Origin of the sequence: Shewanella goraebulensis (assembly GCF_030252245.1) — a bacterium.
GTDB classification, from domain to species: domain Bacteria; phylum Pseudomonadota; class Gammaproteobacteria; order Enterobacterales; family Shewanellaceae; genus Shewanella; species Shewanella goraebulensis.
Genome location: NZ_CP126972.1, coordinates 4,774,428 through 4,793,779 on the forward strand (window position 1 = coordinate 4,774,428; position 19,352 = coordinate 4,793,779).

The 19,352-nt window shown below is 41.1% G+C and carries 16 protein-coding genes; 7 read left to right on the forward strand and 9 right to left on the reverse strand.

The features are described 5' to 3' along the window. Positions 1-161: 161 nt before the first annotated feature. Complete coding sequence (locus QPX86_RS20125) at positions 162-2,075, reverse strand: alpha/beta hydrolase family protein (protein WP_220752567.1); 1,914 nt, start codon at positions 2,073-2,075, stop codon at positions 162-164. A gap of 443 nt (positions 2,076-2,518) precedes the next feature. Here QPX86_RS20125 and QPX86_RS20130 point away from each other — a divergent pair, with 443 nt between their 5' ends. Both QPX86_RS20130 and QPX86_RS20135 read left to right on the forward strand, forming a co-directional pair. Beyond that, on the forward strand, positions 2,519-3,232 hold the full coding sequence (locus QPX86_RS20130) for a hypothetical protein (protein WP_220752568.1): 714 nt from the start codon (positions 2,519-2,521) through the stop codon (positions 3,230-3,232). 15 nt (positions 3,233-3,247) lie between these two features. After that, positions 3,248-3,895, forward strand: coding sequence for a type 1 glutamine amidotransferase (locus QPX86_RS20135; RefSeq protein ID WP_220752569.1), 648 nt, complete (start codon positions 3,248-3,250; stop codon positions 3,893-3,895). A 74-nt stretch (positions 3,896-3,969) separates the two neighbouring features. Here QPX86_RS20135 and QPX86_RS20140 read toward each other — a convergent pair whose 3' ends face one another. Continuing rightward, the gene (locus QPX86_RS20140; RefSeq protein WP_220752570.1) at positions 3,970-5,493 is read right to left on the reverse strand and encodes a DUF3612 domain-containing protein; all 1,524 of its coding nucleotides are present in this window, start codon (positions 5,491-5,493) and stop codon (positions 3,970-3,972) included. Positions 5,494-5,689: 196 nt separating this feature from the next. Here QPX86_RS20140 and QPX86_RS20145 point away from each other — a divergent pair, with 196 nt between their 5' ends. Further along, entirely contained in the window at positions 5,690-6,208 is a 519-nt protein-coding gene (locus QPX86_RS20145) for an aldolase/citrate lyase/malate synthase family protein (protein ID WP_220752571.1), read from the forward strand. 234 nt (positions 6,209-6,442) lie between these two features. Next, positions 6,443-6,883: a cyanase gene (cynS, locus tag QPX86_RS20150; RefSeq protein ID WP_080914537.1), complete on the forward strand. Its 441-nt coding sequence runs from the start codon at positions 6,443-6,445 to the stop codon at positions 6,881-6,883. 96 nt (positions 6,884-6,979) lie between these two features. Here cynS and QPX86_RS20155 read toward each other — a convergent pair whose 3' ends face one another. The 4 genes from QPX86_RS20155 to QPX86_RS20170 form a co-directional block, all read right to left on the reverse strand. Next, the gene (locus QPX86_RS20155) at positions 6,980-8,701 is read right to left on the reverse strand and encodes a bifunctional protein-serine/threonine kinase/phosphatase (protein WP_285163741.1); all 1,722 of its coding nucleotides are present in this window, start codon (positions 8,699-8,701) and stop codon (positions 6,980-6,982) included. 81 nt (positions 8,702-8,782) lie between these two features. After that, complete coding sequence (locus QPX86_RS20160; RefSeq protein WP_220752573.1) at positions 8,783-9,625, reverse strand: formate/nitrite transporter family protein; 843 nt, start codon at positions 9,623-9,625, stop codon at positions 8,783-8,785. Positions 9,626-9,835: 210 nt separating this feature from the next. Beyond that, a complete protein-coding gene (ccoG, locus tag QPX86_RS20165; RefSeq protein ID WP_285165208.1) occupies positions 9,836-11,341 on the reverse strand; it encodes a cytochrome c oxidase accessory protein CcoG in 1,506 nt (501 codons plus the stop codon). A gap of 194 nt (positions 11,342-11,535) precedes the next feature. Next, positions 11,536-12,990 carry a sigma-54 interaction domain-containing protein gene (locus tag QPX86_RS20170; protein WP_259651225.1) on the reverse strand — a complete coding sequence of 485 codons (1,455 nt, stop codon included), beginning with the start codon at positions 12,988-12,990 and terminating at the stop codon, positions 11,536-11,538. A gap of 190 nt (positions 12,991-13,180) precedes the next feature. Here QPX86_RS20170 and QPX86_RS20175 point away from each other — a divergent pair, with 190 nt between their 5' ends. Next, a complete protein-coding gene (locus QPX86_RS20175; protein ID WP_285163742.1) occupies positions 13,181-14,122 on the forward strand; it encodes a YeiH family protein in 942 nt (313 codons plus the stop codon). 112 nt (positions 14,123-14,234) lie between these two features. On the opposite strand, the gene QPX86_RS20180 is transcribed toward QPX86_RS20175, so the two are convergent. The 3 genes from QPX86_RS20180 to QPX86_RS20190 all read right to left on the reverse strand — a co-directional run bounded on the left by QPX86_RS20180 (position 14,235) and on the right by QPX86_RS20190 (position 16,625). Continuing rightward, complete coding sequence (locus QPX86_RS20180) at positions 14,235-14,444, reverse strand: hypothetical protein (RefSeq protein WP_220752630.1); 210 nt, start codon at positions 14,442-14,444, stop codon at positions 14,235-14,237. 144 nt (positions 14,445-14,588) lie between these two features. Continuing rightward, a complete protein-coding gene (locus tag QPX86_RS20185; RefSeq protein ID WP_285163743.1) occupies positions 14,589-15,269 on the reverse strand; it encodes a paraquat-inducible protein A in 681 nt (226 codons plus the stop codon). 177 nt (positions 15,270-15,446) lie between these two features. Then, positions 15,447-16,625: an HD-GYP domain-containing protein gene (locus tag QPX86_RS20190; protein ID WP_220752577.1), complete on the reverse strand. Its 1,179-nt coding sequence runs from the start codon at positions 16,623-16,625 to the stop codon at positions 15,447-15,449. 339 nt (positions 16,626-16,964) lie between these two features. Here QPX86_RS20190 and QPX86_RS20195 point away from each other — a divergent pair, with 339 nt between their 5' ends. Continuing rightward, positions 16,965-18,323, forward strand: coding sequence for an isochorismate synthase (locus tag QPX86_RS20195; protein WP_407696611.1), 1,359 nt, complete (start codon positions 16,965-16,967; stop codon positions 18,321-18,323). Positions 18,324-18,609: 286 nt separating this feature from the next. Further along, positions 18,610-19,293, forward strand: coding sequence for a 7-cyano-7-deazaguanine/7-aminomethyl-7-deazaguanine transporter (locus QPX86_RS20200; RefSeq protein ID WP_285163744.1), 684 nt, complete (start codon positions 18,610-18,612; stop codon positions 19,291-19,293). The last annotated feature ends 59 nt before the right edge of the window (positions 19,294-19,352 follow it).

Sequence of the window (19,352 nt, forward strand, 5' to 3'; positions counted from 1 at the left end):
GTAAAATAATACCAAACTAATAACATGTCGATTAACTTATGCGTCAATCGATATCAGTTTGTGATCCGCATCTCATTTGGTCTTTGCCGGTTAGATTTCGACATAAAAAAGCCCCTGCAAACATAATTATTGTAGGGGCCTAAGGAAGTTAATTGCCCAGCTTAGTTGGTACCAATGTATTTATCTAAGAAAGCTAATATGGCTTTATTGGCTTCTAAAATATTATCTTCGTTATAGAAACCATGGCCTTCTTTATCTTTCACTAACCACTCATATGGGTGACCTTTTTTATCTAAGGCTTCTTTGAGTGCTAATGCATGTTCAAAGTGAGCGCGTTGATCATCCTCACCATGAATAATCAGTACTGGCGCATTCAGTTTATCGACATTACGACTTGGAGATTGCGCAATAAGTTCAGCAGAATCTGTACCAAGTGTCGTGTTCAGGTATGCCCCTCCCCATGTCGCACCTTTAATATCGCCTTCATCAAACATCATAGGCAAGTCATAAACACCGACATACCCAATGGCGCACTTATACATTTCAGGAGCCCTAATTGCGCTTTGTAAGGCACTGTATCCACCAAAGCTTGCTCCAAAAATACAAACCCGTTCTTTATCTGCTACCCCTGTTTGAATGGCATAATTAAGGGCTAAAGTAATGTCGTCCTGTATCCCTGTGCCCCATTGGCCGTAACCTGCTTCCATAAAGCTTTTTCCGTAACCTTCAGAGCCGCGAAAGTTCACTTTAAGCACGGCATAACCGGCATTAGCCAACATTTGAGCTTGTGGATCAAATTGCCAATAGTCTCGATAATGCGGGCCTCCATGAGGCAATACCACTGTCGGTAAATTTTGCTTTTTGCCTATTGGCAATGTCAGATACCCATTAAGCACTAAGCCGTCTGGTGTTTTGATTCGAAAAGGTTCGGTAGATGCTTGTTGTTCTTTTTTAATCCATTGCTGACTAGACAATAAAAATCGCGCTTTCATCGTGTCGGTATTGAATATATAGAACGAGCCAGGGTTGCGATCACTAGAAACACGCACCACCATTTGCTTACCATCTTTGGTTTTACTGGTAATTTCGACACTATCGCCATTAAATGCTTGAATTAAGGCTTTGTGTAACTTCGCTTCCTGAGTATCTGGTTTAATAAAAATATAGCTAGAATAGTCTTCATCTAACCTCAAGCCATAGACTTCGTTTAAGTCAGAACTAATGGCATAAGTTGGGTCAGCAATCTCACTGCGATATAAAAAGGTTTCTTTTTCAGTTTCTAAATCATACCGGTACAGCCCTTGCGGTTTATTCTCTTCAGTTTTTAACGCATAAACTGATTTATTATCGCTACTAAAAGCCAGTGGGGTAAATTCACCTTCAAACTTTGACTCAAAGGGCTGCCAGTCTTCCCCCTTACCTTCGGAGTAATAAATTTTAGTGTCAAAATTCTTATCGGTACCGACTACAAACCTTGGCACACTATCGTTATCCACTAAAAACTGACTGTAAGAAATGGGTGCCCGTTTAACTCGACGTTCTTTACCAGTATAGACATTAAGCTTGGTCACCTCAGGCAATACATTACCGTCTCGGCTCAGCAATCGCTTGGTAATTAATACGTGCTTTTTATCATCCTCGAGTTTATCCAGTAAAAATCCACCATAACCAGAATAAGCAATGCCTGACTGAGCGCGAATACCGAAAATCATTTTTCGCTTAGAGCCATCATAATTAACCGCAAAAATTTCGCCCAAATTAATCGGTTGCTCTAATCTCCCACGGCTTTGTACCACTTGAACAATCACCCGTTCATTGTTAACCCAGTAATAATCTGCAGGTTGATCCCGACCACTGGAATTAAGCGCAAAAGTGAGTTCAAAGTTGTCGGTACGCAAAAAAGCGAGCTTCTTCTTGCCTTCATCATTCATTAATACGGCTAAATGCTTGCCGTCAGGGGATATTTTGACACTGTGGTAATCACTGTGACGAGAATAGTCTTCTACTGATGCCGCAAAAGTGACATTGGAAATGCACAACAGCACTCCCCATACCATCATTATGATGTACTTCATGGTAGCTCCTTGAAATCTATCTATTACAGATAGTTTTATCCTTAAAAATTCACCTAATGTTAGGTAACAAATCAATGCTCAAGTTAGAAGTAAACAGGGTTATATTAAGAGGTATAATTGATATTCCCGCTTCCTTGGGCAAATGATTCCTGACATAAATATTATGCTATGACGAATTTTGCAGCGTTTGTATTATAGATTCAACAGTAACTTTGTTATTTATAATCAATCACTAGCAATACAGATATTAAGACTATGGTTTGTTTAAAAAACAGTCATTTTATCTATCAAATTCTACGGCTTCGAATTGTTAGTTGTTTGTAGTAAAATAAATTCCGAGGACGACCTCAGTTTATTGGTAAAATCACTATTCAGTGCTTTACTCCAATAGATATTCATACGGGGACGGCCCCATCTGACTAATTTCCAGATAGGAGCCGCCAATGTACCGACCTCAGTTTTTAACTCTATTTTTCATCGCTATAGTTAATCTTATTTCCCCAGCTTCAGATGCAAACGACAGCCACTTTGGCATGCATGGCATGACCCTGTTTGGTAGTCATGAAGGCTTATTTGCATCGCATCTACCTATGTATCACCAACCACACAATGTGCAAATGGTGATGCAATTTCACTTCCGAGATCCCGATATTGATAATGCGGTAAAACAAAAGCTAACCCAACAATCAAACCAAGCAGATCAGTTATGGACCATAGTACCAAAGCCTTTTGATTTAATGCGTTTGCACCCTATACATACTAATCCCCTGAACCACTTGCAGATCGATGTTGTTGAAGGCCACTTTGAACGAGGTGGTAACACCCGTTATTCGGCTCAAGAAATTGTGATTGATAAAGTGATAGTTTTCTCCGAACTCAGTATGTTGACCGATCAAAATAAAGCGCCAAATGCGCAGTATTTGGTGATTGCCGCCAATGCTGAAAGTCAGCATCATTTTTTAATTAAACTCATTGAAAATCGGCCGGAAGCAGACCACCTTTTACGGGTAGTTGACCATAAATTCTCAGCCCAACCCCAAGTCACTGTCCCGTTAATTGGAAACTTGCACCCTAATATTGATGCGCTCGCTAAAAGTCTTTCAATTAAGCCACAACAACTGATTGAAATTTATCTCGAAACAGGCGAGTTACAATAAATGCTGAGTAAAAAAATGCGAAAACTCAAATTAGTTATCATTCAACACCACCCTGCTGAAGGCGCAGGGCGAATAACTGGTTGGGCTGATAATCATCAGCATCAAATCACTCTCTTTATGGCGCCCCATAGCGAGTTACCGAAACTCGCTGACATTGATGGTTTAATCATATTAGGTGGTCCGATGGATGTGATTGATAACCCGCCTTGGATGCAAGAAGAACTCGCGCTTATCAAGCAAGCTGTTCAGTTGGATATGCCTATTCTTGGAATATGCTTAGGAGCACAACTGCTAGCATCAACTTTAGGCGCTAGCTTAGACACTTTGAGTACACCTGAATTAGGCTGGCAAACTGTAAAACTTTCAACGGGTCACTCAATGCTGGTACCACAATGGCATTACCAAGGGTTTAACTTTACTGAATCTAAAGTAAAAATAAGCGCTAGCTCAATGAGTTGGCCACAACAGGTGTTTCATCATCAACGGCAAATTGGCGTTCAATTTCACCCGGAATGGAATGCAAAACAAATTAAAGCGTTACAGCAAGCTTTTGGTGAAGATTGCCCTTTTGATGTAAATAGTGAAAAAGATGAGTTAATTCAATCAGCTCAAAAAGAGCTCGAAGAGTGGTTTTATCATCTTCTTAATAGTACCTTCAAATAACGAAATGCCCTGTTAATGGAGACTCATTAACAGGGCATTTTTAGATGTAATACAATCATTAATAGCAGGAAAAACTACTCACATTGAGCTTTACCGCTAGCATAACAGCTTGGTTGACGTGGGCACACCGCACCCCGTGAGCAGATCACTCTGGCATCGTTTTCAATTCCACGTTCAATCCAATTAATATTGAGGATTTTTGCCACACTGGTGAGATCGGCTTTTATCGCCTTAGGTATCGCGACTAAGCCGCCATTATCAACACAAGCTTGTTTTAAGTCTTGGGTAATTTTGTCGGCATCTTTACCTTGCGCTTCAATGGCGGGGTTTAAATCTATCCCTGCACATAACACATGTGGATTACCCGCTGAATCATCGACTTTTATTGATTCACAACAGTAAATTCGCGGCTCATTACCCACATTCAAAATAGATATTTGCGCTGAGGTTCCTGTTGATGGTTCATTGATTTTTCTAAATACAGCCCAATGATGACAAGGATCTTCCACAATGCGCATATTGCCCCAAGGCAGTGGAATACCATTGCCGCGATACACCGCTTTAAGCTTACCTGGTGCATACGCATCAAAGTAATGCCAATGGGGGTAAGGAGAGACAACTGTCATTCTGCGCATGGCAACCGACGCCGATACTTGTAACTGTTTATGGATATCAATTTCGTAGCCATGACGATCTAATAGCTGTCTGAATGGCACTTTAGGGCAGAGTAATGCCCCTGCAAAAAAGCTTGATTCAAAATCACGCCATGCATGCAAGATATCTTGGGCATTAAGTGTGTTTGACTGCACAGTTGCATCATCATCCGCCTCAACTCGACGCCCCGATGTCATGACACTTTTCAGGCCATCTTTATTGTGGAGCACGCAATGTCCAATGTGCACTGCCAAGTCATATTTAAGCCTTGGCGCATTGGATTTGAGCGCTTTATTGATAAAAATTGTCGCAGGTGGTTCAAAAAATGAGGTGGTTAACCGAGAAGAACGAGCGCCAGTTTCATCTAACACTTCAGTCGGAACTTCATCAATCCATTTGATTTTAAGCCCCATACTCTTAGCAATGCTAAGCATCTCATCAGCGCTAAGCGGCATCTGTTTTCTGCCAATATCTTCAGCGGCGCGTTCTAAATCTGGAAAGTGATTTTGATGATGTTCTTGGTGAGCACGAATAAGTAACTGGGCAAATTGTCTGCCTGATGTGCCTGTTTGTGACAGCATTTCAGGTATCGCGATTTGTAAAATGTCATTCGAAAATAGAAAACTTGGCTCGAGTGGCATACCGCTAATACCGCCACGGCGTCCCTTTTCAGGGGTGATTGATTGCTCTTCTGGCATGTCATCTAAAAACCAGTCGACATCTTTTTGGAACACGGTGGCAATCACCGCCAGCATACCAGCACTGGGCACTCTTTTACCCCGTTCTATCATTGATAGATACGACACCGAAGGCGCTGAACTCGAATCAACACGTATACATCTGGCCGACAAATCTTCCATTGTCAGATGATTACGTTTACGCAGATTGCGAATCTTTGTACCCAGGAAATGTGACTTTCTCATCAAGCTTTGTTCATTACGCATTTGTAAAATTCACACTGTAAAATTTTTATTGTGAAATTGTAGTGAAAAATACACTAGACTACAAATTAAGCAATCGGGAAACAGTTTTTGGAAATCGTTCACCGCAGCTTGCAACTTGAATCAAAGCTAAGAGAAGTAACACTGAACTGACAGATTGACCAGACAGTGTAATGACCCAAACGAAGAGGATAAGGTTATGACTATGACTACAATGCACACCAATACAGCAGCTCACAACCTTAACAGCTTCATTGAGGAACAATTTGTGGCGACCAGTACTAACGCAGATAAAATTACCAATGCGAAAGTATTTTTAGATGACAACTTCCCGCTAACCGAAGGCACACATGCCGATGTGAGTAGCTATGTTATTTACTACACTCATCTTTTAGCGTTTATGAAAGATGGCAGCCAATGTGGATTACAAAATCCGTGTCAGTTTGTTGCTCTAACGGGACATAAAAGCGACCCGACATCAGTGGTATTAAAAAATAACGATACCCATGTTGAAGTATGCTTTGACAGAAATGGCGAGCTAGGCGCTAACGATCCTGCTCACATTGAAGATATTCAAGTGGCACTGCCAATTAAAAACTTACCGACACCTTACAAACAATGGGTAAGCATGCTGCATTCTCGCTGCTTACCTACTGAAGGAAATTGCAAAGTGTTTACTGCAAAAGATGGCACTGATTACGCACTTCACCAGCGTTAATCAGCTCGATAAGCCACTAGATTACATTGCACTCTCAAGGTCGGCATCATTGCCGGCCTTTTTGTCAGTGAATACAAACCTCTCCTCCTGTCGCACCAACAATTAGCTAATAATGCACTAAAATAGCCGTGCTCCTATCCTATAAAAATTAACTTGCTGATTAATATACTATTTAATAATGGTCTAACTCTTGCGAGTTCTTATAGACGTTTATCATGCCTATAGGAATTTATAATGAATAAAGAACAAGTGGTTGAAGCAATTATTTTAGCGAAACATGCCCGCCAACTAAGCTGGCAAAATATTGCAGATGAGTTAGAAATGGGCTGTGTTTGGGTCACCTCAGCATGTTTAGGCATGAACAGCATGCCAGAGAACGTCGCTGATAAATTGTGCCAGCTACTTGAGCTTCCTGCAGGTTCACAAGCTGCGCTCACGGCTTACCCAACCAAACAATGGCAACGTGATGTACCACAAGATCCACTGGTCTATCGCCTCTATGAGGTGGTTGGTGTATATGGCGACACATTGAAAGAAGTCATTCAGGAGCAATTTGGTGATGGCATAATGAGCGCCATTGATTTTTCAATGGATGTTGCAAAACAAACTGATCCTAAGGGCGATAGGGTCGTGATTACCATGAACGGTAAGTTTTTACCTTATAAAGCATGGTAATTAATCCTTGATAGCCTGATGAAAGCTCGATATCGGGTTTGTATTAACGCAGTACTCTTGCTGCTGCGTTAATACTGACAAGCATTAAGGTCGTGCTTAATAAAATAAGGCTATCACTAACCCTAGTGCTAATAAGAAAGATAAACGCTGCCAAAATAAAATGGGGTCTTTATCAATATAAGGCGTGTGCTCACGTATTGATTTAGGGTGAGGATGTTTAAGGTTATAAATAAATTCCGATACTTCAGCAGTGCGTTTTGACGGGGACACTTCAAGAGCTTTTTCAAGGGCATAATCTACCCACTGAGGCACTGCGGCATTTCTACTTCGGGCAGGAACATAGCGTAAGCTTTGCTGCGCTTTTAACGTCGTTGCTTTGGCAACATCCACCCCGTAGGGCAACTGACCTGTCAACATTTGATAAGTTATTACCGCCAGAGAAAAAATATCACTGCGACCATCGCCAAGCTCGCCCACAAAATACTCAGGAGCACTGTATTGGGCAGTCCCCAAAATATGGTCATCAATCCCTTGAGTTTCAATGATTCCTGCAACAGCTGTCGCACCGAAGTCAATAATTTTGACCACACTTTCAGTGGTGATCATGATGTTTTCAGGGCGTAAATCTTGGTGCACCATCTCTTGTCTGTGCATAGCTTGTAACCCCCGAGCGATTTGAACCACTATCGTTCTCACTGAATCTAAATCGGGCTGTTCATGATCGTGGATCCATTGGGCTAGCGTGCAACCTTCAACATACTCAGTTGCCGTATAAAGGTAACCCTTAGGAACACGTGATTTAACTGGTTTTAATAAATGCGTGTTAGATACCCTTTGTGCCACCCATTCTTCCATTAACAAGGTTTCTAAGTGGTCTTCATTTTGGCGCATTTCATCAGAAGGAACCTTAATTGCCACACGCTGACCAGAGGCTTTATCTTGAGCTAGGTAAACTCGGCTGCGACTACTCACATATAGTTCACGTTGAATCACCACATCTTCGAATTCTTGGCCGCTATGTAATGGTGGCGGTAAAGGGAGTCGATTCAATAACTGTTTGAACTCATTGACGTCTGGATCAGGTAGAGAATCTACCCGCACAATTTGAATACTCAAATTATCATCGCTACCAGCATCAAGCGCTTGCTGAACCAGCTCTTGCGCAACATTGGCTAAATTTCTGTTTTGCTCTATTCCATAATTAATGGCCTTGGCAATGGTTCTCGTGGGTAAAAACTCGTGCACACCATCAGTGGTCAATACAAAAATATCGCCCAAGTTAATCGAGCAGGAGTGATAATCACTATTGAGTAACGGGTTAATACCTAAGGCTTGATTAAGGTAACTGACTTCATCGTCGACATAACGTCGATGATCTTCCGTTAATTGCTCTAAACTATTCCCGCTCAATTGGTAGATGCGAGAATCACCACAATGAAAAATATGTGCTGTATTTGATTTAAATACTAGTCCACTAAAAGTGCAGACATAACCTTTATTCAAGTCATGACGATGCGGGCCATTTTGGCTTTGAGCATATAGCCAATGATTAAGTGCCTGCAGCACTTTAAGCGCTGATTTTTTAACTGACCAGGCTTCAGAGGTTGCATAGTAATCACTGATAAAATTACTTATCGCACTTTCACTGGCAACACCACTGACTTCACTAGAACTAATACCATCAGCAATCGCAACCACTACGCCTTTACTATGTATCAAGGCATTATCTGGTTGCATACTGCCACAGCAATCTTGATTGATCTGCTTTAGTCCGCAAACGCTTTGTTGTGCAATCGTGAGTTTAAGCAAATTTTGCATTAAAGGTTCCCTGCCGCCACAACAATTACAGTGTCATTAACGTAACCGTGTGGCGGTAAGAACTCACTTAAGTGTCCAATATTAAGCAAGCTTTTCACGACGAGCTTCAGCTTGTTTGCGCTTACGCACTGGACTTTCTTTTACGTGAGTTAAATACAGCGGTAAACCAACAAGCACAAATCCACCCACTAAATTACCCAGTGCGGTAGGGATTTCATTCCAAACGAGGTAATCCATAACCGTAAAGTCACCACCCATGATCATTGAGAATGGGAACAGGAACATATTGACAATTGAGTGCTCAAAACCCATGAAGAAGAACAGCATAACGGGCATCCACATTGCCATCATTTTGCCGCTTGCAGAAGTAGAAATCATTGCACCAACGACTCCCATTGATACCATCCAGTTACACAACATGCCGCGAATAAAAATGGTCATCCAACCCGCAAAGCCATGTTCTTGATAACCCAGAGTACGTGACTCACCGATGCTACTCACTTTCGCAGCGAGTACGCCACCATCAGTGTTATAACCATAAGTTAAAATAAACGATGCAAAGAAAGCAACCGTGAGGGCGCCGGCGAAATTGCCCACAAACACTAGGCCCCAATTCCGCAGCATTTGGTCTACTGTACAGCCATTTCTTTTATCCAAAACCGCCAATGGCACTAAGGTAAATACCCCAGTTAACAAATCAAACTTCATTAAATATAGCATGATAAAACCAACAGGGAATAAGAGAGACCCCGTTAGCAAACTGCCAGTCTTAACTATCACCGTAATGGCAAAAAATGCTGCTAGACCTAAAATAGCTCCCGCCATAAAAGCACGGACTAATGTATCTTTGGTTGACATGAAAATTTTTTGTTCACCAGCATCGACCATTTTGGCTGCGAACTCTTTTGGTTCAATATACGACATAGCTTCACACTCCTAGATTTAATTCTGGTCATGTTTTGCGAGTTCTATGCCACTATAAAAAAGTCAAATTAAACAACTTGTTAACATAAAGGTGTACCATAAGCTAATTAGTTAAAGCACTATAATAGCTCGTTTTTTATTCATCCTGCCCTATATTGGAACGTCATCAAAAATTTCAATCAAGTTGTATTTATCCTTAAGGTTGAATGACTAAGGCCTAAAAAAGCGTGAAGCTTGAGCCACTTGATTAAGCGGTTTTCCTTGGACAATTTCACCGCCCGAGTTCACTTCGGTGATAAAAAATGTCAGCGTTTCGCGTGTTTGAGATAACCCCTGTTTATCAGGGTGCTTCATCGAGCTGGTGACTGTAATAGGATATTCAAGTTGCTCAGCCGCTTTAATCAACACCACAGTGTCATTTGCAATCGCAAAATCATAAGCTGATAAGTTGTCGTAACTGATACTGATATTATAAAAAGCGGCTTGCTGGGTTTTATTGCGGATTTTGAGTAAATAGCTATTTTCAGTGACCTCTTTGTTTAGCTCGGTGCTGACCACACGATATAGACTTTGACGATCACGAATAACGTTTAATTGAATGTCAGTACGGCTTTGTAAATCCAGTACGATCATGACTAGCATCACCACTAATGCACCCGCATAACCCAATGCTTTTACTGACCAGAACGAAGGTTTTTCACCTTTTTTCAGTGCGTTTTCACTGGTAAAGCTGATTAGGTTTGGAAGATAGCCAAACTTTTCCATCGTTTGATTGCAGGCATCGACACAGGCGCCGCAATTAATACATTCGTATTGCAGGCCATTACGAATATCTATACCTGTTGGGCAAACATCAACACACAAATGGCAATCGACACAGTCACCTAAATCAGCAGGCTTGTTATCATTTACCATTGCTAATTGCTTCTTGTTACGCTTACGCGGACCACGGTTTTCACCACGAGCAGCATCATAGCTAACGGTTTTAGTATTCGCATCGAACATCACAGCTTGAAAACGCGAATATGGGCAACAATGTAAACACATCATTTCTCGCATCCACCCTGCATTAAGGTAAGTACATAGTGCAAAAAACCAAACCCAAACACCGGTCCAAAACCCGCTACTGAAACTAAAAATATCCAAATATAACTCCCGGGCGGGCATGAAGTAGCCCATAAAACCACAGCCAGTCAGCAATGCTATAACAGCCCAAGCAGTGTGCTTTGATACCCTTTTACCGATTTTGGACATAGATAAGGGCGCATTATCTAATGCGGTGCGGTGATGATGATTACCCTCAACTTTCGCTTCAACCCACATAAACATCGCAGTCCACGCAGTTTGTGGGCATAAAAAGCCACACCAAACTCTGCCCCAATATACCGTGACAAAAAACAATGCGAATGCGGCAGCCATAAAGACCCAAGCCAACACGGTAAAATCTTGCGGCCATAAGGTGATATTAAAAAAGAAAAATTGCTGTTCGGTCACATCAAACAAAATAGCCTGACGCCCGTTGAAATTGATGAAAGGGATCAGGAAAAATATCGCAATCAGCAAAGTATTAGTATGCTGACGGATTTCTTGAAATACCCCTTTCTGTTCGCGAACATGAATTTTGCCAGAGGCGCTGACATTAACAACAGGAATGCGCTGGGTAGATGGTGTGGGTAGCCGACTCGAGACTGGCTTTGACGTTGCTGGTTTTGACATTGCTGCTTTTGACATGGTCTGGTCCTAATTTGCCTTTATTAGCTCACAGCTAAATAGCAAAACCTACGCCAACCACTACAGCAAATTAAGCTATTGATTATAAATAACAAAATTAAATTAGGGAATATTAAAAGTCACGACATATCACTTATTAGCGATATATCGTGATCTCAAATTAGAGGTTATGATTCGGTTTATCGGTTAATGGATAGTTTTTTCATTTTTGAACGTAAAGTACTGGGTGGCATATCGAGTATTGCCGCAGCGCCAGTCGGGCCCGAGATCCGCCACTGGACAGCATTAAGTGTCTCTTCAATATGAGCAGTTTCCGCCTGTGCCATGGTTAAAATAGGTTTGGTTACTGAAGCTGTATTTTGCCCACTTACTTGAGCATGACCAAGCGATAGACTATTAAAGTCCAAAGTTTGATTTTGGCTAAGAATAATTTCTCGCTCAATTAAGTTTTGCAACTCGCGTACATTACCAGGCCAAGAATATTGCTGAAGTTTTTTCAAACCTTTTGCACTGACTTTAGTTATCTTTTTACCCAGTTTCTGGCTTAAAGAGTCCACCAAATCGCTCACTAATGCTGGAATATCCTCACTTCGTTGGCGTAAGGGCGGTACCAAAATTGGAAATACATTGAGGCGATAATACAAGTCCATTCTAAACAAGCCTTGCTCTACCCTTGCCTGTAAGTCGTGATGAGTCGCGGCAATTAGGCGAATATTAACCTTTATGGTTTCACTACTGCCAACTCGCTCAAAGGACTGCTCTTGAATAACTCGCAGTAACTTAGATTGGGCTTCAAGGCTTAGCTCAGCAATTTCATCTAAAAATAAGGTACCATTATGGGCCAATTCAAAACGACCTTTACGTCTGCTTATCGCGCCTGTAAATGCGCCTTTTTCGTGACCAAATAACTCACTTTCTAAAATCGAAGCTGAAAATGCCGCGCAGTTTACACTCACTAGTGGGTGATCTTTACGATGACTTAATTGATGAAGGCTTCGTGCCACCAGCTCTTTACCTGTGCCATTTTCACCGCAAATCAACACTGTACTGTCAGTATTAGCCACCAGATTGATTTGCTGAGTTAAATGGCTAATTGCTTGGCTATTACCAGATAGCCCCATTGCACCTTGTTTACCTTGAAGTTCAGTCAGCAAATATTGGTTTTCAGAGGCGAGTCGCTCCGACAGAGCCTGCACCTGTGCTAATGCCTCGCGCAATGAGTCTTCGGTATGCTTTTGAATGCTCACATCTCGAAATATCGCGACTACTCCGATTAAAACGCCATTATCGTAAACAGGTGTAGAGCTATAATAAACAGGGAAGCAAGTGCCATCTTTTCGCCAAAATACATCTTCTGAAACTTGTCGAGCCACACCATCATGCAAAGTGCGATAAATCGGGCAGTCATGCTGTGGATAATGGCTACCATCAGCGTGGCTATGGTGATGACAATCATGGATATTTTTACCAATCAATTCAGCACTTTTCCATCCCGTCATTTGCTCTGCCGCAGGATTAATAAATACTGCATTACCTTCAAGATCAAAGCCATAAACCCCTTCAGTAATCGCGTTAAGCAGTAGTGTGTTCTCTGGTAAAAAGTGACTAGAAGCAAAGTTTTTTGGCGATGTCATTGCATTCCCTTCCATCAAAATGGTCAATATTACTGTTATTATAATCAGGTCACGATATTTCGCGAACTATAACTGAATGTATTTAGTTAACATCCACAATTATCTTTAGCTGATGCTTTTTCATCTTCAGTTATCGTTCAATGACTCTGGAGTTGCTACAATAAGCCATCGATATTTTGAGTGATTGTTCATGACTACTGGTTTTTCTTCGAAATTCAAATTATGGCTTTTTGTCGCTGTAGGTTTAATGTGTCTAGCGCCGTTTATCTCTTCTCCAATAGCTCTGTTAATGGGTTTTACTCTTGCCAGTTTAGGCATGGTGCCAGTCAGTATCGATCTAAATAAAATCACAAAAAAATTATTAGCTTACTCGATTGTCGGTTTAGGTTTTGGCATCAACTTACCTGAAGCGATTGCTGCGAGCAGTAATAATTTAGGCTTAATTGTGGGGTCTATTTTCTTTACCCTTATTTTAGGCTTTGGTTTAACTAAATTAATGAAGCTTGAAGAAAAGACCGGACATTTGATTAGTTGCGGTACTGCAATTTGTGGTGGTAGTGCAATTGCCGCTGTTGCACCAGCAATTAATGCTAAGAATGATCAAATTGCGGTTTCGTTAGCCTGTATTTTTTTACTCAATTCAGCCGCGTTATTCTTATTCCCCACCATTGGTCACGCCTTATCATTAAGCCAATATGATTTTGGGGTTTGGAGCGCCATTGCAATTCACGATACCTCTTCGGTGGTTGGCGCAGCATCAGCCTATGGCGATGAAGCCTTAAAAACAGCAACCACGATTAAACTGGCCCGTGCATTGTGGATTATTCCAATCGCATTACTCAGCGCCATTATATTTGGTGGTGATAAGTCGAAAATATCTATTCCATATTTTATTGGTTTTTATTGTTTAGCCATTCTAACGGCTTACTTTATTCCTCAAGGCCAACCAGCTTATGAAGTACTATTTAACGTATCTAAACAATTATTGATTGTATGCTTATTTTTGATTGGCGCGGGGATCACGGTGAGTAAAATGCGCGCCAACGGGCCTAAACCATTATTATTGGGCGTATTACTCTGGCTTGCTATTGGTAGCTCATCACTTGGATATATTTTATGGATTGGGCAATAAACAGGATTTATCACTAGTTATTTATCGCTGATGACTTATGAGGTTAGAACGATGGGCTTAGAACTACGAGCCTAGAACTAAGAGTTTGAAGGCTGAAAAATTTAAACGCTGACTATTCAGAATCCTGTGCATCTTGCGGCTGAATGTACGGCTTAGCTAACGCCAGCCCAATAAGTCCGCCGAAAGCTAATAGCTCTATCACCGCGCGGGTAAGTCCCGTTGTTTGCACAGATGCAACTATGGCAATAATACACAAACTAATAATCGCAATGACTTTAAATAGTTTGATTTTGGCTTTGCTGTTAAACCTATTTTTAAACAATGAAAAATTGCCTCAGTGAAAATACTCAGGTTCATTATCTAAATTGTCTATTTAAGCCGCCAATACTGATTGTTTCTAAGTTATACACTTACACATTAAAGCTCATTTCTTAACATTAAGTGATATGAGCTCGTTACCTTACCTTTATGCCTCTTTACTTGCCTTACTCATTACTTTTAAACGTTCCCCTTTAAAAGGCTGAGTTGAAGTATTGATAAACAAAGCAGACACCAACCACTGACTAGCAATAGAAAACACACAGTAAGCACTAAAAAAATAAAAGCCAGTTTCAAATTGAGCTGTGGTTTTCAACAACTCCCCCATCCCAGCAGAAGCATTACCCGCCATGTAGACAATGATTAAGGCAACCACAAACACGTCTGCCATTGACCACTTTCCAATAGCGCTAATCACCTTAACCACACTTTGCTGTTGACGAGAAAACCAAGGCAAGCAGATAACTAACAGCAGCGTTAGTTTCATCGCAGGAAATACTACACTAAACAAGCCAACTAACCCTGCCACAACCACATTATTTGACTGATAAAGCTCTTTCACAGTATCGACAATACTGCGGGTTTTATAAAACACCTCAACTTCACCTTCGATAGTGTCAAAACCGAACATACTTATCGCCATGTCCATCATGCTTCGTGCATTACCACGCGAGCTTTCGGATAGACTTTCAGTAAACATATTCACCCCAGTTTCCACCAGTTCAGCTTTTTCAATACTGCCTTGTATGGTCAAAATTGGCTGTGTCACCCCTGGAATAAGTAACGCTAACGAAAGGATAATGATACTGATGCTAACCAAGGATTTCATATTATCTCCGAGAGTGGATTGAGAGTAAGCCAAAGAGAATATACAGCAAGAAAACTTAAAAGTGTGAAGCAGTTAGTAGGAGCTATCAAACCATCAAGAGCAAATGAATAAACAGTTAAGCAATCGCATTTAACAACGACTTAACTATCTATTTAAGTAGTCAAAACTGGAAAAACATTAATAAAATGGGCTAGGGTCGACTTCAAGCGAACGAGGTGAAATACCTCGTTCGATATTTAAATCTGATTTACGTAAATCTACAAAGGTGACATCGGTATAACGTCGATGCTTTTGCGAATAAAAACACTTCACCACAGGGTTTAATGCATCACGCCCCTTTGATTCCCAAACAATGCCGACTCTTTCATCGGATAATTGCACTAGTGAACCCACAGGGTAAATCCCGACGCAGCGGATGAACTCATAAACTAGTGATTGATCGAGATGAAATGGGGTTAACTTCATTAAGATTTTGAATGCAGCTGCTGGGCTCATTGCTTCTTTATAGCAACGAGTGGCTGTAAGGGCATCAAAAATATCCACAATACAGCTCATTCGTCCATGTTGTGGTATTTCATCGCCTTTCAGCCCTTTAGGGTAGCCATTACCGTCAAGTTTCTCATGATGCATTAAGCAAACATCTTTACTCACTTGCGATAAGCCTTCCGCTTCTTTCATAATATCTACGGCATACACTTGATGCTTTTTAATTTCTTCAAACTCTTCGTCAGTCAATTTACCAGGCTTGTGGAGGATTTTATTATCCACTTGAATTTTGCCAATATCATGCAAAATCCCACCTACTGCCATTTCTTTCAGTAATGCCTTATCCAGCTCAAGATGCTTACCAAAAGTGACCAGCAAAAATGCGACATTTACAGAATGCTCAAGTAAATAAGCATCTTTGGTTCTTAGTGCCGATACACACTTAAGTGCATCAGCATCATCCATCACTGATTCAATCATTTTGTCAGCAATATCTTCAAACGGTGCCACTTCAACCGCTTTGCCCTCGTAAGTTTCCGACAGGACTTTACGTACTAGGGTTTTAGCTTCTGAAAGGATTTTTTTCGCTTGGGTTTGCTTCGTTTCGCGAGTGATGACCGGCTTACGTACTAACGGCGCTGAACTTTTGTTCTTTAAGCCACAGCTATCAGATGAACGTTCCACATCAACCCAAACAGATTTAATGCCCGCGTTTTGTAGTTTACCAATCGAGTCACGATGCTTGATTTGCCCCGCATTACTAATAGCCACTTTGCTTTCTTTACGATCGATAGCGACCACAAACATGCCTAAACCTAAACGGCTGACAGGTATGCGAATAACATCTTGTGGCTGATCAATTTGGCTCATGTAAGGGTAACTCTCCGAAGACATCAACTAACAATAATTGCTAATACTTATGACTTAATATGTTGAATATGTAAATTTACTATACCCATTTTATCTCGTCTCAACTAAATACTCCAAATAAAATGTACCAATATGTAACTGTGATTAAATTCAGCCAGTTAGCGGGATTGATTATCATTCTCACAGTAAAAAAGTGATTATATTAGCCTTTAAGATCACAGCATTAACGGCTTAAGATTGACAGTTTTTGAACCCTTCACTAACTTAGGGCATAATTTACATAATCATACTACTCTTCCTCATTTAGCCTATTTGAGTTATCAACTATTGGAGTCCTTGTTGCCTAGCCACATTTTTTCTGAGCAATTTAGCCAGTTAATCGACAAGCTAAACGCTATGAAGTTGGCCCATGCCAAAGAACACATAGTGCAAATCTCAGTGGAAGCAAAGTCAATTCCATTACTTTCATGGCTTGGTGCGCAAACTCAGTACCCACGTATTTATTGGCATGGCCGTGAGAAACAAGAAGAAGTAGCGGCTATCGGCGCATGTAAAGATTTTAAGCAAGAACAAGAGATTGATGATGAGTTATTAGCATCAATTTACCAATCTCAACGTGGTAAAAGCAGTAATCAAGACATTCGATATTATGGCGGTGTCGCTTTCGACCGTACCGTAGAATGCTGGCCTGATTTTGGTCGCACTCGCTTTGTACTACCTCGTATTGAACTGCGTCGTCATGGAAATATTGTCAAATTGCTGGTCAATCTCAATTTTGAAGATACTGATCAACAGACAGAGTGCGAAGCAGCAATTGAAGCTATTAAACAATTAAAACCTGCAAAACCACTATCTCCACCTAACAAGTTGCCGTTAATGGGTCGTAGTGATTTACCTAACTATCAACGTTGGAAAGAGTTAGTGGAACAGGTAACTCAGCCAAAGTTTAATCAAACCACTCCAAAAGTGGTGCTTTCTCGTCAAACGCAACTTGAAATCAATGATGTCGTTGATCCTTGGATGGTGCTGGCGTGTTGGCAAGGTCGCAATCCGAATAGCTTCCAATTTGGTTTTCAGTTTAGCCCTGAAAGAACCTTCATTTCTTGTTCACCAGAGCGTTTGTATTTACGCAGACAAAAAGAGCTGTTTACAGAAGCACTAGCTGGGACAACTGTACGCGGATTAAACCAGGAAGAAGATGATTTTTTGGCGACTCAATTGCTGGAAGACACTAAAAATAGTCATGAAAACCAGTTAGTCAGACAACAAATTGTCAACGTATTAACTCCGCTAAGTCACTATGTTGGTGCTGATGAGTCAGCTAAAATTTTCAAACTAACACATATCCAGCATTTACATCGTTCAATTCGTGCTGAGTTGAAAGCAGGGGTAAATGACTTTCAGTTACTCCAAGCTCTGCACCCAACACCCGCAGTTGGCGGCCTACCTAAAGAGTCTGCATTAAGCTTTATTCGTCAGCGCGAAGGCTATAACCGCGGCTGGTATGCTGGCGCTTGTGGTTACTTAAATAAATATGAAAGTGAATTTTCAGTCGCTATTCGCAGCGCATTAATCGAGCCTGGTCGAATAAACCTCTTTGCAGGTGCCGGCATTGTTGCAGGTTCTGATCCACTTGCCGAATGGCAAGAGCTTGAAAATAAACTCACGACAATATTATCGATATTGGTTGAGCTATAACTCTCATTGTTTGCTTAACCTACTAATTAAGTAAGTTTGCACTGCCGTATCGCTTTTATCGTTGCATGCTATAAGCCTCTTTATCCAAAACAAGTCCCAAAATCACAATTGATGGTTGCATCTTCTTATTTGCTCTCTATAATGCGTCCTCCTTGGCGTAGCTGACGATTTTTACTGCAACTTGGATAAAAACCGATACGTTAGCGATAATCAATAAAATAATACTGCCAACCTCATTCAAATACGGGTTCCCTCACCCCGTCTAATCCAATAAAAAGGCTACAAGATGTTAAAACTATCTCAGGCGCAATGTCGTCGAGCACTGATGTTTTTGGTCAGTTTTCATATTATTATTATTTGTGCCAGTAACTACTTGGTACAACTCCCTTTTCAAATATTTGGCTATCACACCACTTGGGGGGCTTTCAGCTTTCCATTTGTATATTTAGCAACAGATCTTACTGTGCGTATTTTTGGCCAAAAGGCTGCTCGCAGTATTATTTTCAAAGCCATGCTTCCCGCTTTACTGATTTCCTATGTTATGGGCGTCATTTTCCACCAAGGGGCTTTTCAGGGCACATCGTCGTTAGCTGAATGGAATCAGTTTGTATTCCGTATCGCTTTCGCCAGTTTTGTGGCTTATCTTGTTGGCCAACTGATGGACATCACAGTGTTTGCCAAGATGCGTAAAGCAAAAGCATGGTGGATTGCTCCTGCTGCCTCAACCTTGTTTGGCAACCTTGTTGATACTATCGTCTTTTTCAGTGTCGCATTTTACGCCTCAACAGATACCTTTATGGCGCAGCACTGGCCAGAAATCGCAATGGTCGATTACGCATTTAAGCTCATCGTCAGCTTAGGTTTGTTTTTGCCAGCATACGGGGTGTTACTGAAAATCTTAAGCGACAAGTTAATCGCGACTCCAACAGAGTCTGATGCTGTTAACCCTAATCAAGCACGAAAGGTCTAAGCAACTAAACCTTTTTAGCTAGCCGTTTTTGCTGTTAATTTGATCAGCGCGGCATTTTT

What these genes read in the sequence shown, in the direction of transcription:
- QPX86_RS20125 (WP_220752567.1), bottom strand. Translation starts at nt 2,075, where the DNA reads ATGAAGTACATCATAATGATGGTATGGGGAGTGCTGTTGTGCATTTCC.
- QPX86_RS20130 (WP_220752568.1), top strand. Translation starts at nt 2,519, where the DNA reads ATGTACCGACCTCAGTTTTTAACTCTATTTTTCATCGCTATAGTTAAT.
- QPX86_RS20135 (WP_220752569.1), top strand. Translation starts at nt 3,248, where the DNA reads ATGCGAAAACTCAAATTAGTTATCATTCAACACCACCCTGCTGAAGGC.
- QPX86_RS20140 (WP_220752570.1), bottom strand. Translation starts at nt 5,493, where the DNA reads ATGCGTAATGAACAAAGCTTGATGAGAAAGTCACATTTCCTGGGTACA.
- QPX86_RS20145 (WP_220752571.1), top strand. Translation starts at nt 5,690, where the DNA reads ATGACTATGACTACAATGCACACCAATACAGCAGCTCACAACCTTAAC.
- cynS (WP_080914537.1), top strand. Translation starts at nt 6,443, where the DNA reads ATGAATAAAGAACAAGTGGTTGAAGCAATTATTTTAGCGAAACATGCC.
- QPX86_RS20155 (WP_285163741.1), bottom strand. Translation starts at nt 8,701, where the DNA reads ATGCAAAATTTGCTTAAACTCACGATTGCACAACAAAGCGTTTGCGGA.
- QPX86_RS20160 (WP_220752573.1), bottom strand. Translation starts at nt 9,625, where the DNA reads ATGTCGTATATTGAACCAAAAGAGTTCGCAGCCAAAATGGTCGATGCT.
- ccoG (WP_285165208.1), bottom strand. Translation starts at nt 11,341, where the DNA reads ATGTCAAAACCAGCAACGTCAAAGCCAGTCTCGAGTCGGCTACCCACA.
- QPX86_RS20170 (WP_259651225.1), bottom strand. Translation starts at nt 12,990, where the DNA reads ATGACATCGCCAAAAAACTTTGCTTCTAGTCACTTTTTACCAGAGAAC.
- QPX86_RS20175 (WP_285163742.1), top strand. Translation starts at nt 13,181, where the DNA reads ATGACTACTGGTTTTTCTTCGAAATTCAAATTATGGCTTTTTGTCGCT.
- QPX86_RS20185 (WP_285163743.1), bottom strand. Translation starts at nt 15,269, where the DNA reads ATGAAATCCTTGGTTAGCATCAGTATCATTATCCTTTCGTTAGCGTTA.
- QPX86_RS20190 (WP_220752577.1), bottom strand. Translation starts at nt 16,625, where the DNA reads ATGAGCCAAATTGATCAGCCACAAGATGTTATTCGCATACCTGTCAGC.
- QPX86_RS20200 (WP_285163744.1), top strand. Translation starts at nt 18,610, where the DNA reads ATGTTAAAACTATCTCAGGCGCAATGTCGTCGAGCACTGATGTTTTTG.